Below are 20625 nucleotides of genomic sequence, written 5' to 3'. Positions count from 1 at the left end.
TGTACTAGTGTTACCACGGATTTAGTCAAGACAGGACAAGAAAAAACCAGCCGTTTCCGGCTGGTTTGAAAAATCTATTTGAATCTTAGCTCAATGCATCGTCCATAGAAAGAACTTCGTGGAAGACACGTTGTGTCAATTCAGTTTTTTGTTCTGGAGTGAGGTATTTAGTGTTTACACAGTATCCAGAGATACGTACGATAACATCTTCACCGCTCATGATCTTTTCGTAAACGTCTGACAAGTCCATAACGTTCAAGTTAACGTGTTGTCCACCGTTTTCGAAGTATCCATCAAGGATAGTTACCAAGTTGTCTACTTGTTCGTCACGAGTTTTACCAAGAGCACGTGGTGATACTTGAGTTGTCAATGAGATACCGTCAGCTGCGTAACCAAAGTCAAGGCTAGCAAGTGAGTTCAAGTTTTGCAACCATCCACCTTTAGCTTTGTTAGATGGGTTAGCACCTGGTGAGAAGAATTCCAATTTAGACATGTTCACAGAACCATCTTCGTTGAGGTATACCCCTTTGTGGACTGGTGAGTTACCAGTTTGTTTAGAGTAAGCAACGTTAGAAGTGATGGTAAGAAGTGACACAGTTGCTTCAGCGTTCTTGTAAAGCTTGTGGCTGCGAAGACGAGTAGTGTAAGCTTCGATCAACCATTCTGCCAATTCGTTAGAACGTGGGTCATCTTCACCCCAACGTGGGTATTCACCGATTGTTTCGTAATCGTAGATGTAGCCATCTTCGTCACGGATTGGTTTAACAGTAGCGTATTTGATTGCTGACAAAGTATCAACAGTGTTAGCGAATCCACAGATACCGAATCCCATGTTAGCGCGTTGGTGAGTTGGCAAGAAGGCCATTTGAACTGCTTCGTAGTTGTACTTATCAGTCATGTAGTGGATGATGTTCAAAGCATCTACATAAGTGTCAGTCAACCAGTCAAGAGATTTTTCAAAGTTTGCTTTAACAGATTCGAATTCAAGAACTTCGTCACGGATAGGATCGATGTCAAATACTTTGTAGTCTTTATGAACATCGTCGTAACCACCGTTCAAACCAGTAAGAAGAGCTTTAAGAACGTTTACACGAGCACCGAAGTATTGGATGTTGTGGCGTTGTTCTTCGTTTTCTGGGTCAAGTGGAGATACACAACATGAGATACAGCTCATTTCACCGTATCCGTCTTTAGCCATAGTAGTTACACCTTCGTATTGGATAGAAGAGTGTTTGTGGCTCATGTGCATACAGTAGCGACGGAAGCTGTATGGTAATTTGTCAGTCCAAAGAACTGTCAAGTTTGGTTCTGGAGAGTTACCGATGTTGTCCAAAGTGTTCAAGAAACGGTAGTCCATCTTAGTAACACGGTGACGTCCGTCGTTACCCATACCAGCCATAGAAGTTGTGATGAAGGTTGGGTCACCTGAGTACAATTGGTCGTAAGCTTTTGTACGAGCAAATTTAACAGTACGCAATTTCATAACGAAATCGTCAACGAATTCTTGGATTTCTGATTCAGTGTAAGTACCACGAGCCAAGTCACGTTCAGCGTAGATATCCAAAACGATTGGCACACGTCCAAGAGAAGTAGCAGCACCGTTGATCACACGGCAGACAGCCATGAAGGCGATGTTTGTCCATTGGATTGCTTCTTTTGTATCGAAGGCAGGACGACGTACGTCTACACCATAAAGGTCACCCAATTTAACAACTTCTTGAAGTGCTTGGTATTGAAGGTTTACTTCTTCACGAAGACGGATTGATTCTTCATCGATTTCAGTAATCGCGTTCCAGTCGTTTGCTTTTTCAGCCATCAAGTAGTCAGCTCCGTAAAGGGCCAAACGAGCATAAACCCCGATGATACGTCCACGTGAGTATGCATCTGGAAGACCAGTTACTGTGTGAGCGTGACGTGCACGACGGATGTTTGTAGTATAAGCACGGAAGATACCGTCGTTAACTGTTGTTACATATTTAGTGAAGATTTCATGCACAGCTGGATCTGGCTCATATCCATTTTCTTTCAAAGTAGTTTCCGCCATACGGATACCACCACGAGGCATGAAGTTCAATTTGAACAATTCATCATTTTGGATACCGAAGATGACTTCGTTTTCTTTGTCGATATATCCAGCTGCGATATCAGCGATAGATGTTGGACGGTTATCGTATGGGAAACGAGTTTCTTCGTAGTGTGCTTTTGTTTCTTCAACAATCTTCTTGATGTGAAGTGAACGTTCTGTTGGGCCAGCTAGGAAGCTTTCGTCTCCATCATATGGAGTGTAGTTAGCTTGTACAAAGCGTGAGACACTGGCTCTTTCTTTCCAGTCTTCACCTTGGAAGCCTTCCCAGGCTTTGTCAAAAATGTCTTGTGCTTCAACAACTGTTTTAACAACCATGTTTAAATCCTCTTTTGTCTTTCTAGCAACAAATCTGTTGCACTTACAATAGTAGTATACCATATGGAAATCGGTTTCACAAAGGGAATAGCAAAAAGATTTTGGATTCTTTTATAATACAGAAGGGGATATATGGATAAACTGTATTATATTTTTGTCTTGGGAGAAGTGAAAATTAGTAGGAAAAAATCGTTGATAGGGATATAATGAAAGAGGAGGTTGCCCATGCTCATATTTCCTTTAGTCAATGATACGAGCCGTAAAATCATTCATATCGATATGGATGCCTTTTTTGCGTCCGTTGAAGAGCGTGACCATCCTGAATTGAAGGGAAAGCCTGTCATTATTGGCCATGATCCCCGTTTGTCTGGCGGAAGAGGAGTGGTGTCGACTTGTAATTACGAAGCCAGAAAATATGGTGTCCATTCGGCTATGAGTTCCAAAGAGGCCTATGAACGGTGTCCTCAGGCAGTTTTCATCCCTGGAAACTACGAGAAGTACCAGGCAGTCGGTCTCCAAGTCAGAGAAATATTTAAACGCTACACCGATCTGATTGAGCCTATGAGCATTGATGAAGCCTATCTGGATGTGACCAACAATAAGCTTGGTCTTCAGTCTGCTGTCAAGGTAGCTCGCTTGATTCAGCATGCTATTTGGAATGAATTGCACCTAACTGCTTCTGCCGGAGTTTCCTACAATAAGTTTCTAGCAAAAATTGCCAGTGATTACCAGAAGCCTCAGGGACTGACCGTCATTTTACCCGAGCAAGCTCAAGACTTTTTAAGTCAGCTGGATGTTGCTAAGTTTCATGGTGTGGGGAAACGGACAGTGGAGCGACTTCATGATTTGGGAATTTATACTGGTGCAGATCTCTTAGAAGTGCCGGAAATGACTCTCATCGATCACTTCGGTCGTTTTGGTTTTGATCTCTATCGAAAGGCTCGGGGGATTCATAATAGTCCGGTTAAGAGCAATCGCATTCGCAAGTCCATTGGGAAGGAACGCACCTATCGAAAATTGCTGGTGGCCGAGGATGATGTGCTAAAAGAATTAACCAACCTATCTGAAAAGGTAGCGAGCAGTTTGGCCAAGCATCAGAAAATTGGTAAGACCTTGGTGCTAAAGATTCGTTATGCCGATTTTACGACCTTGACCAAGAGACGAAGTTTAGAGGAAGCAACCAGAGACCCTGAAGTCATTCAGAGACTTGCCCAGGAGCTCTACCAGAGCCTAGAAAGTAACTCCTCAGGTATTCGCCTTTTAGGGGTGACCCTCACTAATTTTTCTTCCGAGTCTCAGGAATCATATGCAGGATCTCTAATAGAAGAAACCCCGTAGGTATACTTGACCTACGGGGAATTTTTAGCTAGTTTTTGAAGAACTGTTGAATTTCTTCCTCTGTGAGGCCAATCATGGGATCAATGCTTAAGTAGTTGTCCTCTGTTAATCGATAGCCTTGTTGAGAAGTTGGGGAAGCAGGTGGGTCAGAGTGGTTTTCAATTGAGACAGGCTCCCTTTGGGGCTCAGCTTTTTTAATGGGCTCTTCCAGGTGGACAGGGCTCTGTGAGGCAGAGTCTCTACCTTGAGGAATCCCATCCGAAAAACGCTCAATCAGATAGGTTTTTCGAGCGGTTCCGGTATTCTTTGTCGCAAAGTCAAATGCAGTGTATTCTCCCAGGAGGATGAGTTTGCTTTTCGAACGGGTAATGGCTGTGTAGATCAGATTGCGCTGGAGCATGCGGCGGCTCTGATTGGTCAGAGGAAGGATGACCACAGGAAATTCGCTTCCCTGTGACTTGTGGATGCTCATGGCATAAGCCAGGCGAATCTTGTACCATTCATTGCGGGGGTAGACCAATTCATTGCCATCAAATTGGATGGTGAGTTCATCTTGTTTGGATTCGGTATACTTAGCTGGCAAGAGGTCGGTGATGTAGCCAATATCTCCGTTAAAGACATTGCTTTCGGCATCATTGACCAGGTGGATGACCTTGTCACCATTTCGATACTGACAGTCCAGTGCTTGAAAGAATAGAGCACCCGTTTCTAATGGATTGAGGAGCTCTTGCATGAGACTGTTAATCTGGTCAATGCCTGCAGAACCTCGATACATCGGAGCGAGGACCTGGATGTCTCGAGCCGGAATGCCGTTGCGAAGAGCAGCGCTGGTAATTTTTTCAATCATGGGAGCGATGAGCTCACTCGGTGCTTCAAAGTAGGAACGATCAGGTTTTTTCTCTGTGAAATCAGGAGGCAGTTGGCCTTTGCGAATCTGACTGGCCAAAGTGACGATAGTCGAATCTTCACTTTGACGGAAGATGTGTTCCAGTTTGACTTGAGGGATGCTGGGGATCTGTAGGAGATCGGACAAGACTTGCCCAGGACTCACAGAAGGAAGCTGATCGGCATCTCCAACGATTAAGAGTTTGGTATTGGAGGAGATATTGCTGAGAAGCTGATTGGCCAGCCAAGTATCCACCATAGAGAATTCATCGACAATGACAAAATCCGCATCGAGATAATCATCCAAGTGGCTCGTGTCGTCGTCTCCCGTCATTCCTAAGTGACGATGAATGGTGGCGCTCGGAAGACCTGTCAGTTCACTCATTCGACGGGCTGCTCGACCGGTTGGAGCAGCTAAGAGGATTGGTAATTGAGATTTTTTCCGAAGATCCAATTGGTGCAGGCGGGCATAGGTTCCGATAATTCCATTGATAACGGTTGTTTTCCCTGTTCCTGGTCCACCTGTTAGCACGAAGACCTTTTGCTGGATGGCTTCCCGGATAGCCTTCCGTTGGATGGGATCGTAGTGGATATGGAGATCTTCTTCAATGTCATCGATCGTTTGTTCGATTTTTTCTGCTTCGAAAGATTCTTGCTTTCCTTTTTCTAACAGGCGACCGATATGGCTTCGGATCCCTTCTTCTGCAAAGAAGAGGCTGTTGTTGAAAATCTTAGTGTCAATGTTTTGCACCTTGTCTTCTTCGATGAGACTGGCCAATTCTTGGGCGACGCTGGCTGGATCGAGCTCGACTGGACGAGATGCTTCTAAGAGTTGGATGGTGGCTTGGAGCAATTCTTTGGCTTCAACGTAGGTGTCCCCTGTTTCTAAGGAGAGGGTTAAAAGACTATGAACCAGTCCTGCTCGGAAGCGTTCAGGTGCATCACTGGCAATCCCTAATTCTTCTGCTAATTGGTCGGCAATTTTAAAGCCCATTCCTTGAATATCTTCGACCAGTTGATAAGGAGCTGATTCGACGATTTGCAAGGTTTCTTCCTTGTAGAAATCCTGGATTTGGAAGGCTAGTTTATTAGGGATGCCATAGTTAGCAAGTTGGGCGAGGACGCGTTCCGTACCATAGTTGAGCTGTAGTTTTTCGACAAAGGCCTCGCGATTCTTTTTAGAAAGTCCGGAGATAGAGGCCAGTTTTTCAGGTGCTTGCAGAATTTTATCAATGGTATCCTCGCCATAGAGATCCACGATTTTTTGGGCCGTTTTGAGTCCGATCCCTTTAAAATGGTCGCTAGAAAAGTATTTCACCAAGCCTTTGCTAGTGGGTTTGGCTCGTTCATAGCGATTCATTTGCAACTGTTGGCCATATTTCGGATGATGGACCAGTTCTCCCCAGAAGGTATAATCTTCTCCTTCGACGATATCTGCCATCGTTCCAGTGACGATAATGTCAAAGTCATCATAGTCCTCTGCATCTGTATCATTGATATCCAACAATAAGATACGGAAAAAACTACTTTGATTTTCAAAAATGACCCGCTCAATGGTTCCTGAGAAATAGTATTCCATGCAGAGTTTCCTTTTAAGTAATGGTCTGAGAGAGCTTATCTCTCATGAAGATATTGAAAGAGATTGGAACAAGAGTCCCAACCTCATCATGGGTTAATAAGTCTGGAATGGAAGGAGTGGCCAGAGGCGAAGGACGGCTTCCCCTTTGATTTGTTCCTTCTTGAAAGCCCCCACCTGGCGGCTATCTTTTGAAACGATTCGATCATCACCAAGGAGTAGATACTCATCATCCAAGAGCTTTTTCGTGAAGGTCGCACTTCCATCTCTATCAACGGTGAAAGCTTCGGCAATCTGTGCCATTTGGCGGAAGAGTTCTCCATTTTCTTCGAACCCTTTTCCAGAATAGGTTGATTGCAATTTATCTTCTTTAAATTTTTGAATGTAGTCTTTCAAGTAAGGCTCGTCAGTTTCTTTGCCGTTGATATAGAGGACATCGTTTTTGTACTCGATGGTCTCACCAGGGAGTCCAATGACCCGTTTAACGATTTCTTTGGTTTTTCCATTTTCTGTTTCACTAGCGACCACGATATCAAAACGGTCGATAGGCAGTTTATTGATAACGAGAAGGTATTCACTATCTGCCAAGGTCGGATCCATAGAATGGCCATCGACACGGACAGGCGTCCACAGATAAATACGAGAGAGAATAATGCCTCCAATAATGAGGCCGAAGAGCGCCCATTCTTTCAGGAAAGAACGGACTGGATTATTTGATTTTTTTGAACGTTTCATGCTTTATCTTTCTATTAATTTTTTTGCTTTTTCTGTATTTTTAAAGTGAAGTTTGGCACTGTAGTCAAGGGCTTGAATGCCATAGGCCTGTAATAGTTGAGCAGCAACCTTATCTGAGGGAATACCAGCTCCACTAGGAAGGGTATAGCCTAGTTCTTGACTCAATTCTTCCAGATTTTGGAGGAAGAGATCGCGAGCGATAATGGAACTCACAGCTACCGCCAGGTATTTTCCTTCGGCCTTTTCTTCTAGGGTGACGACTTGTGGGACCTGATTCGCTTCTGCCTGAACATAGCGATCATAGTTTTTCTTGGTCGTAAAGGCATCTACCACAATTTTTTGAGCTTTTGCCCCTTGTTGCAAGAGCAAAAAAATAGCTTGATTGTGGAGGGCGACCTTGACAGATACCGCATTGTAGCCAGAGGCGATGACCTGATTGTATTTCTTAGGTGTCAGCAGCAAGGCCTGATGTGGGATTTCTTTTTTGAGGATCGGTGCGAGAGCTCGAATTTTTCGATCATCCAGGGTTTTAGAATCCCCAACTCCTAGACTTTTTAAGCGGGCATGTTGCTCCGGGCTGACTAGTGAAGCTACTACGGCAAGCCCTCCAAAGTAAGAGCCGTTTCCAACTTCATCCGTTCCGATTAAGGGGAAGTCTTGTCCGGCAAGTGCTTGGTCTATCGGATCTTGCTGGTAACCGAAAAAGGCAGCATAGCGCGTGGCCTGATTACCTTGTAAGACAACCTTTCCTGATGTGTAAATCGAAATGGTTGCATCAGGAGCCTTAAAAAAATATCGGATATATGGATTTTTTGAAGGCACCAAATGGTCTTGGTACTGACGAACAAATGCTTGGATGTCCTCATTTTGAGGGGACAATGTGATTGTTTCCATAGCCCTTATTGTAACATAAATGCTCTATGAAAGGCCAGAAAAAGACCAAACGAATTTAGTCTGAAAGGATTTCTTTTAGCTTTGCTTCAATTGCTTGAGGATCGGTTTTTGAAGAGAAGCGATGGACGACCTGGCCTTGGCGATCGATCAAGAATTTGGCGAAATTCCATTCAATACGGGAGCCCAAGGGACCACTAGCTTGTTCTTTGAGCCATTGGTAAAGGGGACTGGCTTCTTTCCCATTGACTTTTATTTTTGCGAAGCGTGGGAAGCTGGTTTGGTAATGGAGGCTACAAAACTGATTGATTTCTTCAGCATTGCCCGGCGCTTGGCCCATAAATTGATTGCATGGAAAGTCAAGGATTTCAAAACCTTGGTTATGGTAGCGCTCATAGAGCTCTTGCAATCCCTGGTATTGAGGCGTCAGACCACAACCTGTTGCTGTATTGACGATGAGAAGCACATGCCCTCGATAGGTTTCTAGGGGGATGGTGCTCCCGTCTTGGGCTTCTATAGAGAAATCATAAATATTCATTTTTTTACGTCCTTTCCTACTTTCTCTATTGTATCATGCTTGGGGAAAAAAAGATAAACCGTGGCCTACTGCCTCCAATACCTCCTATAGGAAGGGGATTTTTCTACTGACAAGCAGGCTATATTTTGATATAATATCGTGAGGTGATTTTTTATGTCCAGCTTAAATAGATACAAATTTACTTTCGGTAATAAATCGCTGACTCTAACAACTAATCATGATAATCTCTTCATGGAAGAAGTTGAACGGGTCGCGAAGGAAAAATATGAAGCGATTAAAGAACAAATGCCAGTTGCTGATGATGAGACCCTGGCTATTTTACTAGCAATCAATAGTTTATCAACACAATTGAGTCGTGAGATTGAGTTTGACGATAAGGAAAAAGAATTGGAAGACTTTCGTCGCAAGGCCCTAGATGGCCTGGTCGGTAGATCATCTAATTAAGGGGAGTTGCATGTTTTCAATCCTGATTTTATTCATCCTAGCTTGGAGTTTTTATATTGGGTATTCACGAGGGATTTTGCTTCAAGGATATTATTTTTTCACCATGGTTGTGGCCATGTTGGTCGCAGGATCAGGCTATCAGTCCTTGGCAAAAACCATTAGTCTATGGATCCCATTTTCGAGTGCAACACAAGCTTCAAAAACCTATTTTTATGGTGCAGATCAACTCTTTCACTTAGACAAAGTTTTTTACGCTGGTTTGGCTTATTTCATCTTGTTTGTTTTAGTCTATGCGATGGGTCGAGTGATTGGACTCTTTATTCCCTTAATTCCAACGCCTGAAAAATGGGAGGAGTATCCGTTTCAGATTACCAGTGGTGTGTTAGCTGTACTTGTGACCTACTTTGTTCTGCAAATGGGATTCACGATTTTGTCAACCATCCCCATGGCGGCCATTCAAGATCGACTCCATGGAAGTTTCCTCATTCGATTTATGGTGCAGTATAGCCCCCTTACAGCAGGCCTCTTGAAACAACTTTGGGTTGTAAAAATCTTAGGTGCGTAATCACTTCTCATCATGTCTAACAGTTCATGAGAGATATTATAGAAAGGAAGGGGAGGCTCAGACCAAAATCAGCCTCCTTTTCTGTTGTGGAGAAACATGAATCAAAAAATTCTCGAAACCTTAGAGTTTCAAAAAGTCAAAAACTTAGTAGAGCCCTATTTGCAAACGGAGCAGGGCGAAGTGGAGTTGCAGGAATTAGCCCCACTTACAAAAAAAGAAGCAATTGAAACCGCCTTTCTTGAAATGGCGGATATGGCTCAGATATTTGTGGAGCATCCGCACTTTAGCGTGCCCACCATCCAAGAAATTCGTCCAGTGACCAAGCGTTTAGAACTAGAAACATCGCTCAATATCGATGAATTGTTAGCGGTCAAGAAAGTCCTGCGCGTGACCCATGAATTGCGAAATTTTTATGATGAATTAGAAAATGTCCGCTTGGAAAAACTGGATCGGATATTTGAAAATCTAGTCGACCTTCCACAGTTGCAGGGAAGTCTCCATGCCATTAATGAGGCAGGATTTATTGAAAACTTTGCCAGTGAAACCTTGGCAAAAATTCGTCGACGGATTCAAGAGAATGAACACCAAGTGCGAGACATTTTACAAGAATTGTTGAAGACCAAGTCCGAAATGCTGGCTGATCAGGTCGTAGCGAGTCGGAATGGACGAAATGTCTTGCCAGTCAAAAACACCTACCGCAATCGGATTGCCGGTGTGGTGCACGATATTTCAGCCAGTGGAAATACCGTCTATATCGAACCTCGAGCGGTCGTCAATCTTAATGAAGATATTGCCAACCATCGTGCAGATGAACGCTTCGAGATGCTCCGGATCTTGGAAGAAATTTCAAACCTCCTTCGTCCTCATGCGGGGGAAATCCGAAACAATGCTTGGCTGATCGGTCATATTGACCTCGTTCGGGCCAAACATCGCTTTTTACAGGACCGAAAAGGAACTATTCCAACCTTGTCAGATCAAGGGGAGATTCAGCTCTTGCAGGTTCGCCATCCCTTGATTGAGAAGGCTGTTCCTAATGATATCCACTTTGGCAAAGACCTCACAGAGATTGTGATTACCGGACCGAATACGGGTGGGAAGACCATCATGCTCAAGACCCTGGGACTAGCCCAATTAATGGCCCAGTCGGGCTTGCCAATCCTAGCAGATGCTGGGAGTAAGGTAGCTGTCTTCACGCAAATCTTCTCTGATATCGGGGATGAGCAGTCGATCGAGCAGAGCCTGTCTACCTTCTCCAGTCACATGACCAATATTGTCTCTATTTTGGAGCAGGTCGATGAGGAATCCTTGGTCTTGCTGGATGAGTTGGGAGCTGGAACGGATCCTCAGGAAGGGGCTTCACTGGCGATCGCCATCCTAGAAGATCTCCGCTTACGAGGGATCAAGACCATGGCGACCACCCACTATCCAGAACTTAAGGCCTATGGGATTGAGACACTTGGTGTTCAAAATGCCAGCATGGAATTTGATACGGACAGCCTGCGTCCGACCTATCGGTTTATGCAGGGGGTACCAGGACGTTCCAATGCCTTTGAAATCGCGCGTCGTCTAGGCTTGTCAGAAGTGATTGTTCGTCAAGCGCAGGGGTTGACCAATCAGGATCGGGATGTCAACCGCATCATTGAAAAGTTGGAAGCTCAGACCCTAGAAAGTCGCAAACGACTCGAGTCCATCCGAGATGTTGAACAGGAAAATCTGAAATTCAACCGCGTCCTCAAGAAATTGTACAATGAGTTGACCCGAGAGCGGGAAACAGAGCTCAACAAGGCGCGTAAAGAAGCGCAAGAAATTGTGGATCTTGCTCTAGCAGAAAGCGATCAGATTTTGCAAGGTCTTCATGCCAAATCGCAACTCAAGCCCCATGAAATTATTGAAGCCAAGTCTCAGTTGAAAAAATTGGCCCCAGAAACAGTCGATCTATCGAAAAACAAGGTCTTGAAACAGGCTAAGAAAGCCCGTGCTCCAAAAGTCGGAGACGAGATCTTGGTCATCAGCTATGGACAAAGAGGAAGTCTTACCAAGCAGCTCAAGGATGGTCGTTGGGAAGCCCAAGTGGGACTGATCAAGATGACCTTGGAAGAAAAAGAATTTAATCTGTTGAAAGCTGAAAAAGATGCTTCTCAACCGAAAAAACGCCAGGTCCACGTAGTCAAACGTTCCAATGCCAATGGACCTCGGGCTCGCTTGGACCTTCGTGGCAAACGGTATGAGGAAGCCATGGAAGAATTGGACAGCTTTATCGACCAAGCCCTTCTCAATAATATGGCCCAAGTCGATATCATCCACGGTATCGGAACTGGGGTCATCCGGGAAGGAGTTACCAAGTACCTCCGTCGCAATAAGCATGTCAAAAGCTTCGAGTACGCTCCTCAAAATGCAGGAGGAAGCGGAGCGACAATTGTGACCTTTAAATAAGCAAAGAGTCAGTCGTGCCTTTTAATCAGGCACGCTTTTTGCTATAATACAGTCAGTTTAAACGGAAAGAAGGAAAGCATATGACCCCTAATCGTTCGTCCGATTCTTGTACTACCATACTTGTCGGAAAAGATGCCAGTTATGATGGTTCAACCATTGTAGCTCGCACGGAAGACTCTCAAAACGGAGTGTTTACTCCTAAGAAATTTATCGTTGTTCAGCCAGAGGATCAACCCCGTCATTATCGGTCGGTCCTATCTCCTTTTGAGATAGACCTGCCAGATAACCCTGTTCGTTACACAGCTGTTCCAGATGCCATTCCAAAAGATGGTATCTGGGGAGAAGCGGGGATCAATCGGTACAATGTGGCTATGAGTGAGACAGAGACCATTACGACCAATAGCCGAGTCTTGGGGGCGGACCCTCTGGTGGAAAGTGGAATTGGGGAGGAAGACATGCTGACCTTGGTCCTTCCTTATGTCCAGACTGCCCGAGAAGGAGTGCTTCGCTTGGGGAAAATCCTAGAAGAATACGGAACCTATGAGTCTAACGGAGTAGCTATCAGCGATGTCAATGAGATCTGGTGGTTGGAAACCATCGGTGGTCATCACTGGATGGCCCGCCGTGTGCCAGACGATGCCTATGTGACCAATCCCAATCAATTGGGAAGTGATCGCTTTGAGTTTGATCGCCCGGAAGAGTTTTTATGTGACCCAGACTTGAAAGATTTTGTGGAACGCCATCACCTGGCCTTGGATTTTGACGGTTCGTCTTTTAACCCTCGTTATGCTTTTGGGAGCCAACGAGATAAGGACCGCCATTACAACACGCCACGGGCTTGGGATATTCAACGATTCCTCAACCCAGAAGTGGAGCAAGATCCTCGTTCCTTCTTCCTTCCTTGGTGTCAAAAACCTTACCGCAAGATTACGATTGAAGATGTCAAATATGTCCTCAGCAGTCACTACCAGGATTCAGCCTATGATCCTTACGCTTTAGAAGGGGATAGTCATAGTCGTCGGACCTTCCGTACCATTGGCATTAACCGGACCAGCCAGACGGCCATTCTCCAGTTGCGGCCAAATCGTCCTCAAGAGACAACCGGGATTCAATGGCTTTGCTATGGGTCAATGCCTTTCAATACGGCCGTTCCTTTCTTTACCCAGGTCGATACGACACCGGATTATTTTGCCAATACGACAGAAAAAGTGACGACAGATTCCTTCTATTGGACCAATCGAATCATTGCTGGTCTGGCAGATGCCCACTATAGTCATCATGTTGGAGATTTAGAAGATTACCAAGAAAGCACTATGGCCCTTGGGCATGCCCGGATTGGACGAGTGGATCAAGCCTTGGCAGCAGGACAAACCGTTGATTTCGAAAGAGAAAATCAGGAAATGAGTGATCAGATTCAAGAAGCGACGGATTGCTTATTGGATAAGGTCTTGTTGGATGCTAGTAACCTGATGACCAACCATTTCTCTTTGAGTGACTAGTTGGACCAAGTTGTACTATTTCATGATAGTTTCTGAAAATATTGATTTTCTTTTCAAATTATGCTAAAATAGAACAAATTGAACATCATACCGGATGAAGTTTTTCAGAAGTAGGGCCTTCCTATGACTGTGAAATGGACGGAACTCTGGAGAGACCGTAAAGGCACCGAAGGGGCAAGGTAGAGCATTCTACTCAAACTCTCAGGTAAAAGGACAGAGCAAAAGATAGAAGCCTTTTTGGTTTTTATTTGGAGCACCAGAGTACATGTTTTGACATGTGCTCTTTCTTTTTCTCTTTGGATGATTGCTTGGATGATGTGGAGGAAGTGGATGGCTATCCCTTTCTAAAGCTAGACAAATGATAAAAGGAGAAATAGATAAGGATGACAAATTGGCTGGCATTTTTTAAACAAGTAGATAATGTGGTCTGGGGGGCTCCCCTTTTGATCCTCTTGGTGGGGACTGGGATTTATATGAGCTTCCGCTTGGGCTTGCTTCAAGTTTTTCGTTTACCCCAAGCCTTTCGGCTCATTTTTACAGAAGATCAAGGAGAAGGGGATATCTCTAGCTTCGGAGCCTTGGCAACAGCCTTGGCGGCGACAGTTGGGACAGGAAATATTGTCGGAGTAGCGACAGCTATTCAGACAGGAGGTCCAGGTGCCCTCTTTTGGATGTGGATGGCGGCTTTCTTTGGGATGGCGACCAAGTATGCAGAAGGTTTGTTGGCCATTCGCTACCGGACCAAGGATGACAATGGTCATATTTCTGGTGGTCCGATGTACTACATTCTCCATGGGATGGGGGAGAAGTGGCGCCCCCTTGCCATCTTCTTTGCCCTGGCAGGTGTCTTGGTGGCTCTCTTTGGGATTGGAACCATGACCCAGGTGAATGCCATTACGGGCGCTTTGAAGACTAGTTTTCAACTTTCCCCTCAAGTCGCTAGTCTGGTCATTGCAGGAATCGTTTCGGCTGTCATATTTGGGGGAATTCATTGGATTTCCAAGGTTTCCGAAAAGGTGGTTCCTTTTATGGCTGCAGCCTATATCTTTGCGACAGTTTATATTATTGTCTTGAATATGGACCAAGTGCCGACCGTTCTATCTCAAGTTTTCCAAGGTGCTTTTACAGGAACCGCGGCTATCGGTGGTTTTTCAGGAGCCTTGGTGAAAGAGGCGATTCAAAAAGGGGTGGCGCGTGGAGTGTTCTCTAATGAGTCAGGACTGGGATCGGCGCCGATTGCAGCAGCTGCAGCGAAGACGGAAGAGCCAGTGGAGCAAGGTTTGATTTCTATGACCGGGACCTTCATCGATACCATAATTATTTGTAGCTTAACTGGTCTAGCTATTTTAGTATCTGGCCAGTGGACAACAGTGGAGCAAGTTGGAAGTGATTTGACCCAACAGGTCTTTATCTCGACCTTTGGCCACATCGGTGGGATCATTCTGACCCTTTGTTTGGTCTTGTTTGCGACGACGACCATTTTGGGTTGGTCTTATTATGGTGAACGCTGTGTCGAATTTTTGGCGGGTGTCAAACTCATTCCCTATTACCGTCTTCTGTTTATCCTGATGGTGGGAGTAGGAGGCTTTCTTCAGTTGGAGTTGGTCTGGATCATTGCTGATATTGTGAATGGACTGATGGCCTTGCCGAATCTCATCGCCTTGTTAGCCTTATCGCCTATTGTTATAAAGGAAAGCAAACGATATTTTAAGAAAAAGAAATAGACCAGATCGTGTGATCTGGTCTTTCTGTCTTAATAGCGTTTTTCTTTGGGCCAATCTTTCATTTCAGAAATGGCTGTAAAGAGGACGTCTGTCGATGAGTTAAGGGCTGTTTCACAAGAATCTTGGATAACACCGATAATGAAGCCTACACTAACCACTTGCATAGCGATATCATTGTCGATACCAAAGAGGCTGCAGGCGACAGGAATCAAGAGGAGGGAGCCACCGGCTACTCCAGAAGCCCCACAAGCTGAAACAGCTGCAACGATACTGAGGACCAGGGCAGTCCCAAAATCGACCTGAATGCCTAAGGTGTTGACAGCAGCTAGGGTCAGGGTATTAATGGTAACGGCAGCTCCGGCCATGTTAATAGTAGATCCCAGAGGGATAGAGACCGAGTAAGTATCAGGGTTAAGACCTAGTTCCTTACAGAGCTTCATATTGACAGGGATGTTAGCAGCAGAGCTTCTAGTAAAGAAAGCAGTCAGTCCACTGACTCGTAGACATTTGAAGACGAGCGGATAAGGATTTTTGCGAATCATGATGTAGACAAAAATCGGGTTGATAACTAGAGCGACGAAGAACATGGTGCCAACCAAGAGAAGTAAGAGGAGGCCATAGCTCTTAAGTCCATCAAAGCCTTGTCCTGCAATCGTTGTATAGACCAAGCCTAGAATTCCAAATGGCGCAAGGTTAATGATCCATTCGACAATCTTGGAAGTGATATCTGCCAGGGTTTGAAGGAGGTCCTTGCTGTGCTCACTCGCTTCTCTCATAGCAACACCAAAGACGACGGCCCAGGATAGAATCCCGATATAATTAGCCTGAATAAGGGCATTGAGCGGGTTGTCCACGATTTTTAAGAGAAGGTTGCTGATGACTTCCCCTAGTCCATCGGGAGAAGTTCCTTCAGCACTAGTTCCTGTTAAAGAAATGGTAATAGGAAAGAGATAGTTCACCAGGACCGCTACCAAGGCTGCCGCAAAAGTTCCCAGGAGGTAGAGGACAATGACTGATTTCATATTGGTTTGAGTTCCCTTTTGGTGTTGGGAGAGGGCGTTAGCGACAAGGGCGAAGACTAGAAGAGGAGCAATAGCCCGCAAGCCCCCTACAAAGATTTCCCCTAATAGACCAATTGCAGATGCTTTAGGAAGTAGCAGAGCTAAAAGGGCTCCAACGAAGATTCCGATTGCAATCCGCTTCATCAGGTTGGTTTTGTTCCAAGTTTGAATGAGTCGTTTAACCATAAGGACCTCCTTTATTGAAAGTTTACCGTCCATTATACGATAGTTAAATCTTAAAATCAAGGTGAGTATAAGAGGAGGTTAGTGGTTCTATAGCCTAAAATCTGATATAATCAAACCATTAGAAAAAGAGAAGGAGATTGATAGAAGGTATGAAGAATATTTTTTCCCGCTATGTCAGTCAGTTTGATTGGACCAAGATCATGGATGAATTGGTTTCAAAATTGATTTCGTTAGCTATTTTATTTGTTTTATTTTTTCTTGCAAAAAAACTAATCCATAGTTTGGTGAAACGCATCTTGAAGCCTTCTCTGAATTATGTAGGCCAAGACGAAGCGCGTAAGAATACCATCCTGCGCTTGGTAGAGAGTCTGTTAAATTACTGTCTTTATTTTATCCTGATCTACTGGATTCTTTCTATCTTGGGCTTGCCAGTCTCTAGTCTCTTAGCGGGTGCTGGAATTGCCGGAGTTGCCATCGGGTTAGGAGCACAGGGCTTCCTATCAGACTTGGTCAATGGGTTCTTTATTCTTCTGGAACGTCAGATAGACGTCGGAGATACCGTTCGTTTGACCAATGGTCCGATTACCATCGCTGGAACCGTCTCTAGTGTGGGCATTCGGACGACTCAGGTGCGAGACGCAGATGGGACCTTGCATTATGTACCCAATCGCAATATTATGGTTGTCAGCAATCTCTCTCGGGGGAACCAGCGCGTCCTCATCGATATGCCAATTTCAGCTCAAACTGACCTAGACAAGATTTATCAAATCTTCCAGCAAGTCAACGATGAACAAGCCCAAAAGCATCCAGAAATCTTAGATGGTCCGACGATTTTAGGCCCTCAAATCGAAAAGGGGACAGGCCGTTATTCCTTCCGCGTCGCCATGATGGTCCAGTCGGGAAGCCAAGTGGCCATTTACCATCTTTATTACAAACTCTATCATGATGCCCTCTTACAAAATGGCATCGAGATTCTAACCACTTTCTCTGTCACACCATAAGAAAAAAGACCCATCGGTCTTTTTTTAGAATGTAGACAAACTTTTCTACTTAAAATAGCTAGATAATGTTTAAAAAATAATTTCTATTACTTTGAATCTTTTAAGTAGATATGAAACTTTCCGCCGTGAAAAAAGTGCTTGAAATACAGTGATTTCAAGCACTCGGAATTATTGAGACCTTAGGCTCAATAATTAGTCATGGAACTTCGTAGAAGTTCGCTGGCGTCCGCACTCACCTAAGGAAAGTTTTTAAAAATACTTTTTTCTTATTCTAAAATAAGCATACCATCTTTAACAGCGAAAGGATCCTTCGGATTGATACGATCGTAGAACATAACGCCATTGATGTGATCGATTTCGTGCTGGACAACGATGGAGTTGTAACCTTTGAGTTTGATACGGTGTTTTTCTCCGGTCTTGTCATAGTAGTCTACCGTTACACGCGCGTGGCGAACCACATAACCAGGAACATTGCGGTCTACAGAGAGACACCCTTCCCCATCTCCTAGAGCCGCATCTTGGACTGAGTGGGAGACAATTTTAGGATTGTACATGACTTCTTGGATGGAGTAGGCTTCTTTTGGAGGATTTCCTTCTTCGTCCTCTGGATTTGGGACGAGAACGGCAATGATGCGCTTAGAAATGTCCAACTGAGGGGCAGCGAGTCCAACTCCACCTCGGAGACCCAATTTTTCCGCCATGACAGGATCCTGTGAATGGTGCAAGAACTGCATCATTTTTTCCCCTAGGATAATGTCTTGATCTGACAGTGGGAAAGTGACCTCTTCAGCGATAGCACGTAAAGTTGGGTGGCCTTCGCGGATAATATCATTCATATCAATTAGATGGGCAGCTTTTGTAATGGTTTCGATTGCAGACATATTCTCATTCACTCCTTTTTTCTAGAAACCATCATATCATAAATCCTTTTAGAATGAAAGTTTGCCAATTGATTGAGGAGTGCAAATGGACTAGACGGACTGTAAACTAGAAAAGGGAAGAATCCTAGTCCGGTTCATGGTATAATGATTAGAAGAATGAAGGAGACAAGCATGCGTCTAGATAAATATTTAGTGGACTGTGGAGTGGGAAGTCGGACAGAAGTCAAGCAAGTCCTCAAGCAAAAAAAGATTCAAGTCAATGGAAAGGAGGAAACATCTGCCAAGGTTCATATTGATCCAGATAAGGATCAAGTGACCTATCTGGGAGAAAGTTTATTCCATGAAAAGTTTGTATACTATCTGCTCAATAAACCCAAAGGGGTCATTTCAGCAACGGAAGATGACCGCCATCAAACAGTCATAGATTTGCTAGATGACACGGCCAGACGCAAGGAAGTCTTTCCTGTCGGACGGCTAGATATCGATACCCATGGCTTACTCCTCTTGACCAATAATGGTAAGTTGGCTCATGCTATGTTATCGCCTAAGAAACATGTGGACAAGGTCTACCGTGCCCAAGTAGCTGGCATCATGACCCAGGAAGATGTCGTCCGCTTCAAAGAAGGAATAGAATTGAAGGATTTCACCACCCTGCCAGCTGAGTTGGAAATGTTGGAAGTTGATCGAGAAGCTAATAGTTGCTTGGTTCAGATCCGCATCGCTGAAGGAAAATTCCACCAGGTCAAGCGCATGGTCGCAGCTTGTGGCAAGGAAGTCACCGATCTCGAGCGGATTTCCATGGGGCCATTGAGTCTAGATCCAAATTTAGAGCTTGGGGACTGGAGACGGCTGAATGAGTCTGAATTGAAATCTATCAGTGTATTTGGGGTCAAACTTTAAGTTAGTGCAATGTTAAAGTTAAAAATTGGATAATTACAATATATAAGGAGTTTGTAGTGAATTACTTTAATAATTTATTTATAGTTTTAATGCCAGTTATTGTTGGTGCATTGATTTCAATTGTTCCTAATATGATAAATAAGAAAATTGACAATAAAAATAAGTTAAAAGAAGACAATAGAAATATTAAGTTACAAAACTATGTAGAATTAATAGATCTATTAACAATAGTGTTGAAGAATCCAGGAGTTAATTTTGAACAAATTATTTCTAAAATAAATATAGTAAACATGATTGGCAGTGTGGAAGTAGTTTATACGTTAAATGAATATATTCAAACATGGGGAGGTTTCGCTTCACAAGAGGATCAAAATACTAAATATTTTCAATTACTCATTGCGATGAGGAAAGATATTGGTATTGACGAAGGGGATCTGTCTAAGCTTTCTACAATAGGGTTACTTGATATCCAACGAGTGAGTTGATATTATAGAGATGTTTTTTCTTACTTAAGTTTATGTACAAACTAATTTTTAAAATCATCAAGCTACTGTATTTTCTATTTGTTTGACAAACGGGATCAATCCTGGTAGAATGAATAGGTCGAATAGACAACTAACTCTTTCTTGGTAGCAGGCTATGCCAAACCTGCCACTCGGATAGAGCATAAAGAAAAGGAGCTTATCATGGCAATCTCAAAAGAGAAAAAAAATGAAATCATTGCACAATACGCACGTCACGAAGGTGACACTGGTTCAGTAGAAGTACAAGTTGCTGTCCTTACTTGGGAAATCAACCACTTGAACGAACACATCAAACAACACAAAAAAGACCACGCTACTTACCGTGGTTTGATGAAGAAAATCGGTCGCCGTCGTAACTTGTTGGCTTACCTTCGTAAGAACGACGTTAACCGTTACCGTGAGTTAATCAACTCTCTTGGACTTCGTCGTTAATTCAAGATACAAAGGCCGTCAAAAGCACAAAGCAAAAATAGAAAAATTGACGAAGAAGCTTCAGCTTCTAGGAGATTTTATCTTTTTTGCCAAGTGCTTAGGCCGTGTTCAATTGAATACAAAAAAGTTAAGTTACTCTATTGTAGAGTAGCTTTTCTTTTTGACTAGAATTATAGTATAATCTTCGGCTTCGGTTCCTAGCATCGTAAGGTAAAATAGACCAGATCTATCTCCCTTCGGGGAGATTTTTTGTTTTCAGAAGAAATCTAGTACAATCTTCGGTTTGTCGCCTTGTCTAGAAACGTTTTATCCAGTAAGAATAGATCCCTCTGAATTCAGAGTTTTTTTTTCTTGCCTTTTTTGGACAAGATTCATGATTCTGAGTAAGTCGTTTTGTTTGACAGATGTAATTAACAGAGTTACAATAGACACATCTTAAGAAATAGAGGTTATCGATATGATTGATATTACATATCTAGATGGTGCAAAACAAGAAAGAGTCATGCATTTTGATTCCTATGAAGAATTTGAACACTCCCAACAGACCTGCTTGATCGGTGTAGCGGATTACTATCCCGTACAAAAATTGACCTATAATGGGCACGAACTCG

The 20625-nt window shown here is 43.8% G+C and carries 18 protein-coding genes and 1 riboswitch; of the genes, 11 read left to right on the top strand and 7 right to left on the bottom strand.

What is annotated here, in order from left to right; all coding sequences use genetic code 11:
• Positions 1–85: 85 nt before the first annotated feature.
• A complete protein-coding gene (pflB, locus tag RCH62_RS04715) occupies positions 86–2401 on the bottom strand; it encodes a formate C-acetyltransferase (protein ID WP_306474742.1) in 2316 nt (771 codons plus the stop codon).
• 225 nt (positions 2402–2626) lie between these two features.
• Between pflB and dinB the strand changes: the two genes are divergently transcribed.
• Entirely contained in the window at positions 2627–3739 is a 1113-nt protein-coding gene (gene dinB / locus RCH62_RS04710) for a DNA polymerase IV (protein ID WP_195611103.1), read from the top strand.
• Between the two features lie 28 nt (positions 3740–3767).
• Here the strand turns inward: dinB and RCH62_RS04705 are convergent, their stop codons facing one another.
• The 4 genes from RCH62_RS04705 to RCH62_RS04690 all read right to left on the bottom strand — a co-directional run bounded on the left by RCH62_RS04705 (position 3768) and on the right by RCH62_RS04690 (position 8364).
• Positions 3768–6203 (bottom strand): ATP-dependent RecD-like DNA helicase, encoded by a 2436-nt coding sequence (locus RCH62_RS04705; protein WP_306474741.1) that lies wholly within the window; start codon positions 6201–6203, stop codon positions 3768–3770.
• A 93-nt stretch (positions 6204–6296) separates the two neighbouring features.
• Positions 6297–6935 (bottom strand): signal peptidase I, encoded by a 639-nt coding sequence (lepB, locus tag RCH62_RS04700; protein WP_048688413.1) that lies wholly within the window; start codon positions 6933–6935, stop codon positions 6297–6299.
• A 3-nt stretch (positions 6936–6938) separates the two neighbouring features.
• Positions 6939–7829: a ribonuclease HIII gene (rnhC, locus tag RCH62_RS04695; RefSeq protein ID WP_306474740.1), complete on the bottom strand. Its 891-nt coding sequence runs from the start codon at positions 7827–7829 to the stop codon at positions 6939–6941.
• Positions 7830–7884: 55 nt separating this feature from the next.
• Positions 7885–8364, bottom strand: a complete 480-nt coding sequence (locus RCH62_RS04690; protein WP_306474739.1) for a glutathione peroxidase — start codon at positions 8362–8364, stop codon at positions 7885–7887.
• A 153-nt stretch (positions 8365–8517) separates the two neighbouring features.
• Here RCH62_RS04690 and zapA point away from each other — a divergent pair, with 153 nt between their 5' ends.
• The 5 genes from zapA (at position 8518) to RCH62_RS04665 (ending at position 15029) form a co-directional block, all read left to right on the top strand.
• Positions 8518–8808, top strand: coding sequence for a cell division protein ZapA (gene zapA, locus RCH62_RS04685; protein WP_006595572.1), 291 nt, complete (start codon positions 8518–8520; stop codon positions 8806–8808).
• A gap of 10 nt (positions 8809–8818) precedes the next feature.
• The gene (locus tag RCH62_RS04680) at positions 8819–9373 is read left to right on the top strand and encodes a CvpA family protein (protein WP_306474738.1); all 555 of its coding nucleotides are present in this window, start codon (positions 8819–8821) and stop codon (positions 9371–9373) included.
• Positions 9374–9469: 96 nt separating this feature from the next.
• Positions 9470–11806, top strand: a complete 2337-nt coding sequence (locus tag RCH62_RS04675; protein ID WP_048688427.1) for an endonuclease MutS2 — start codon at positions 9470–9472, stop codon at positions 11804–11806.
• 80 nt (positions 11807–11886) lie between these two features.
• A complete protein-coding gene (locus RCH62_RS04670; protein WP_048688430.1) occupies positions 11887–13305 on the top strand; it encodes a C69 family dipeptidase in 1419 nt (472 codons plus the stop codon).
• 136 nt (positions 13306–13441) lie between these two features.
• Positions 13442–13532: riboswitch (glycine riboswitch) on the top strand.
• A gap of 156 nt (positions 13533–13688) precedes the next feature.
• Positions 13689–15029: a sodium:alanine symporter family protein gene (locus RCH62_RS04665; protein ID WP_048715177.1), complete on the top strand. Its 1341-nt coding sequence runs from the start codon at positions 13689–13691 to the stop codon at positions 15027–15029.
• A gap of 29 nt (positions 15030–15058) precedes the next feature.
• Here the strand turns inward: RCH62_RS04665 and sstT are convergent, their stop codons facing one another.
• Entirely contained in the window at positions 15059–16276 is a 1218-nt protein-coding gene (sstT, locus tag RCH62_RS04660) for a serine/threonine transporter SstT (protein ID WP_048688436.1), read from the bottom strand.
• 149 nt (positions 16277–16425) lie between these two features.
• On the opposite strand from sstT, the gene RCH62_RS04655 reads away from it, so the two are divergent.
• Positions 16426–17277, top strand: coding sequence for a mechanosensitive ion channel family protein (locus tag RCH62_RS04655; RefSeq protein ID WP_048715175.1), 852 nt, complete (start codon positions 16426–16428; stop codon positions 17275–17277).
• Positions 17278–17543: 266 nt separating this feature from the next.
• Here the strand turns inward: RCH62_RS04655 and def are convergent, their stop codons facing one another.
• Positions 17544–18158 carry a peptide deformylase gene (gene def, locus RCH62_RS04650; RefSeq protein WP_048688441.1) on the bottom strand — a complete coding sequence of 205 codons (615 nt, stop codon included), beginning with the start codon at positions 18156–18158 and terminating at the stop codon, positions 17544–17546.
• A gap of 171 nt (positions 18159–18329) precedes the next feature.
• Here def and RCH62_RS04645 point away from each other — a divergent pair, with 171 nt between their 5' ends.
• The 4 genes from RCH62_RS04645 to RCH62_RS04630 form a co-directional block, all read left to right on the top strand.
• Positions 18330–19058, top strand: a complete 729-nt coding sequence (locus tag RCH62_RS04645; protein ID WP_306474737.1) for a pseudouridine synthase — start codon at positions 18330–18332, stop codon at positions 19056–19058.
• A 56-nt stretch (positions 19059–19114) separates the two neighbouring features.
• Positions 19115–19543, top strand: coding sequence for a hypothetical protein (locus RCH62_RS04640; RefSeq protein WP_306474736.1), 429 nt, complete (start codon positions 19115–19117; stop codon positions 19541–19543).
• Positions 19544–19744: 201 nt separating this feature from the next.
• The gene (gene rpsO, locus RCH62_RS04635; protein WP_001018251.1) at positions 19745–20014 is read left to right on the top strand and encodes a 30S ribosomal protein S15; all 270 of its coding nucleotides are present in this window, start codon (positions 19745–19747) and stop codon (positions 20012–20014) included.
• 457 nt (positions 20015–20471) lie between these two features.
• Positions 20472–20625: DUF4649 family protein (locus RCH62_RS04630; protein WP_306474750.1), on the top strand; the 154-nt coding region annotated here is incomplete at its 3' end.

The sequence above is a fragment of the Streptococcus sp. genome (assembly GCF_030825805.1).
GTDB lineage: Bacteria > Bacillota > Bacilli > Lactobacillales > Streptococcaceae > Streptococcus.
This window is presented reverse-complemented; position numbering and strand designations above follow the sequence as displayed.

What these genes read in the sequence shown, in the direction of transcription:
- RCH62_RS04645 (WP_306474737.1), top strand. Translation starts at nt 18,330, where the DNA reads ATGCGTCTAGATAAATATTTAGTGGACTGTGGAGTGGGAAGTCGGACA.
- dinB (WP_195611103.1), top strand. Translation starts at nt 2,627, where the DNA reads ATGCTCATATTTCCTTTAGTCAATGATACGAGCCGTAAAATCATTCAT.
- pflB (WP_306474742.1), bottom strand. Translation starts at nt 2,401, where the DNA reads ATGGTTGTTAAAACAGTTGTTGAAGCACAAGACATTTTTGACAAAGCC.
- rnhC (WP_306474740.1), bottom strand. Translation starts at nt 7,829, where the DNA reads ATGGAAACAATCACATTGTCCCCTCAAAATGAGGACATCCAAGCATTT.
- lepB (WP_048688413.1), bottom strand. Translation starts at nt 6,935, where the DNA reads ATGAAACGTTCAAAAAAATCAAATAATCCAGTCCGTTCTTTCCTGAAA.
- RCH62_RS04680 (WP_306474738.1), top strand. Translation starts at nt 8,819, where the DNA reads ATGTTTTCAATCCTGATTTTATTCATCCTAGCTTGGAGTTTTTATATT.
- RCH62_RS04665 (WP_048715177.1), top strand. Translation starts at nt 13,689, where the DNA reads ATGACAAATTGGCTGGCATTTTTTAAACAAGTAGATAATGTGGTCTGG.
- def (WP_048688441.1), bottom strand. Translation starts at nt 18,158, where the DNA reads ATGTCTGCAATCGAAACCATTACAAAAGCTGCCCATCTAATTGATATG.
- RCH62_RS04690 (WP_306474739.1), bottom strand. Translation starts at nt 8,364, where the DNA reads ATGAATATTTATGATTTCTCTATAGAAGCCCAAGACGGGAGCACCATC.
- RCH62_RS04670 (WP_048688430.1), top strand. Translation starts at nt 11,887, where the DNA reads ATGACCCCTAATCGTTCGTCCGATTCTTGTACTACCATACTTGTCGGA.
- rpsO (WP_001018251.1), top strand. Translation starts at nt 19,745, where the DNA reads ATGGCAATCTCAAAAGAGAAAAAAAATGAAATCATTGCACAATACGCA.
- RCH62_RS04655 (WP_048715175.1), top strand. Translation starts at nt 16,426, where the DNA reads ATGAAGAATATTTTTTCCCGCTATGTCAGTCAGTTTGATTGGACCAAG.
- RCH62_RS04705 (WP_306474741.1), bottom strand. Translation starts at nt 6,203, where the DNA reads ATGGAATACTATTTCTCAGGAACCATTGAGCGGGTCATTTTTGAAAAT.
- RCH62_RS04675 (WP_048688427.1), top strand. Translation starts at nt 9,470, where the DNA reads ATGAATCAAAAAATTCTCGAAACCTTAGAGTTTCAAAAAGTCAAAAAC.
- sstT (WP_048688436.1), bottom strand. Translation starts at nt 16,276, where the DNA reads ATGGTTAAACGACTCATTCAAACTTGGAACAAAACCAACCTGATGAAG.
- zapA (WP_006595572.1), top strand. Translation starts at nt 8,518, where the DNA reads ATGTCCAGCTTAAATAGATACAAATTTACTTTCGGTAATAAATCGCTG.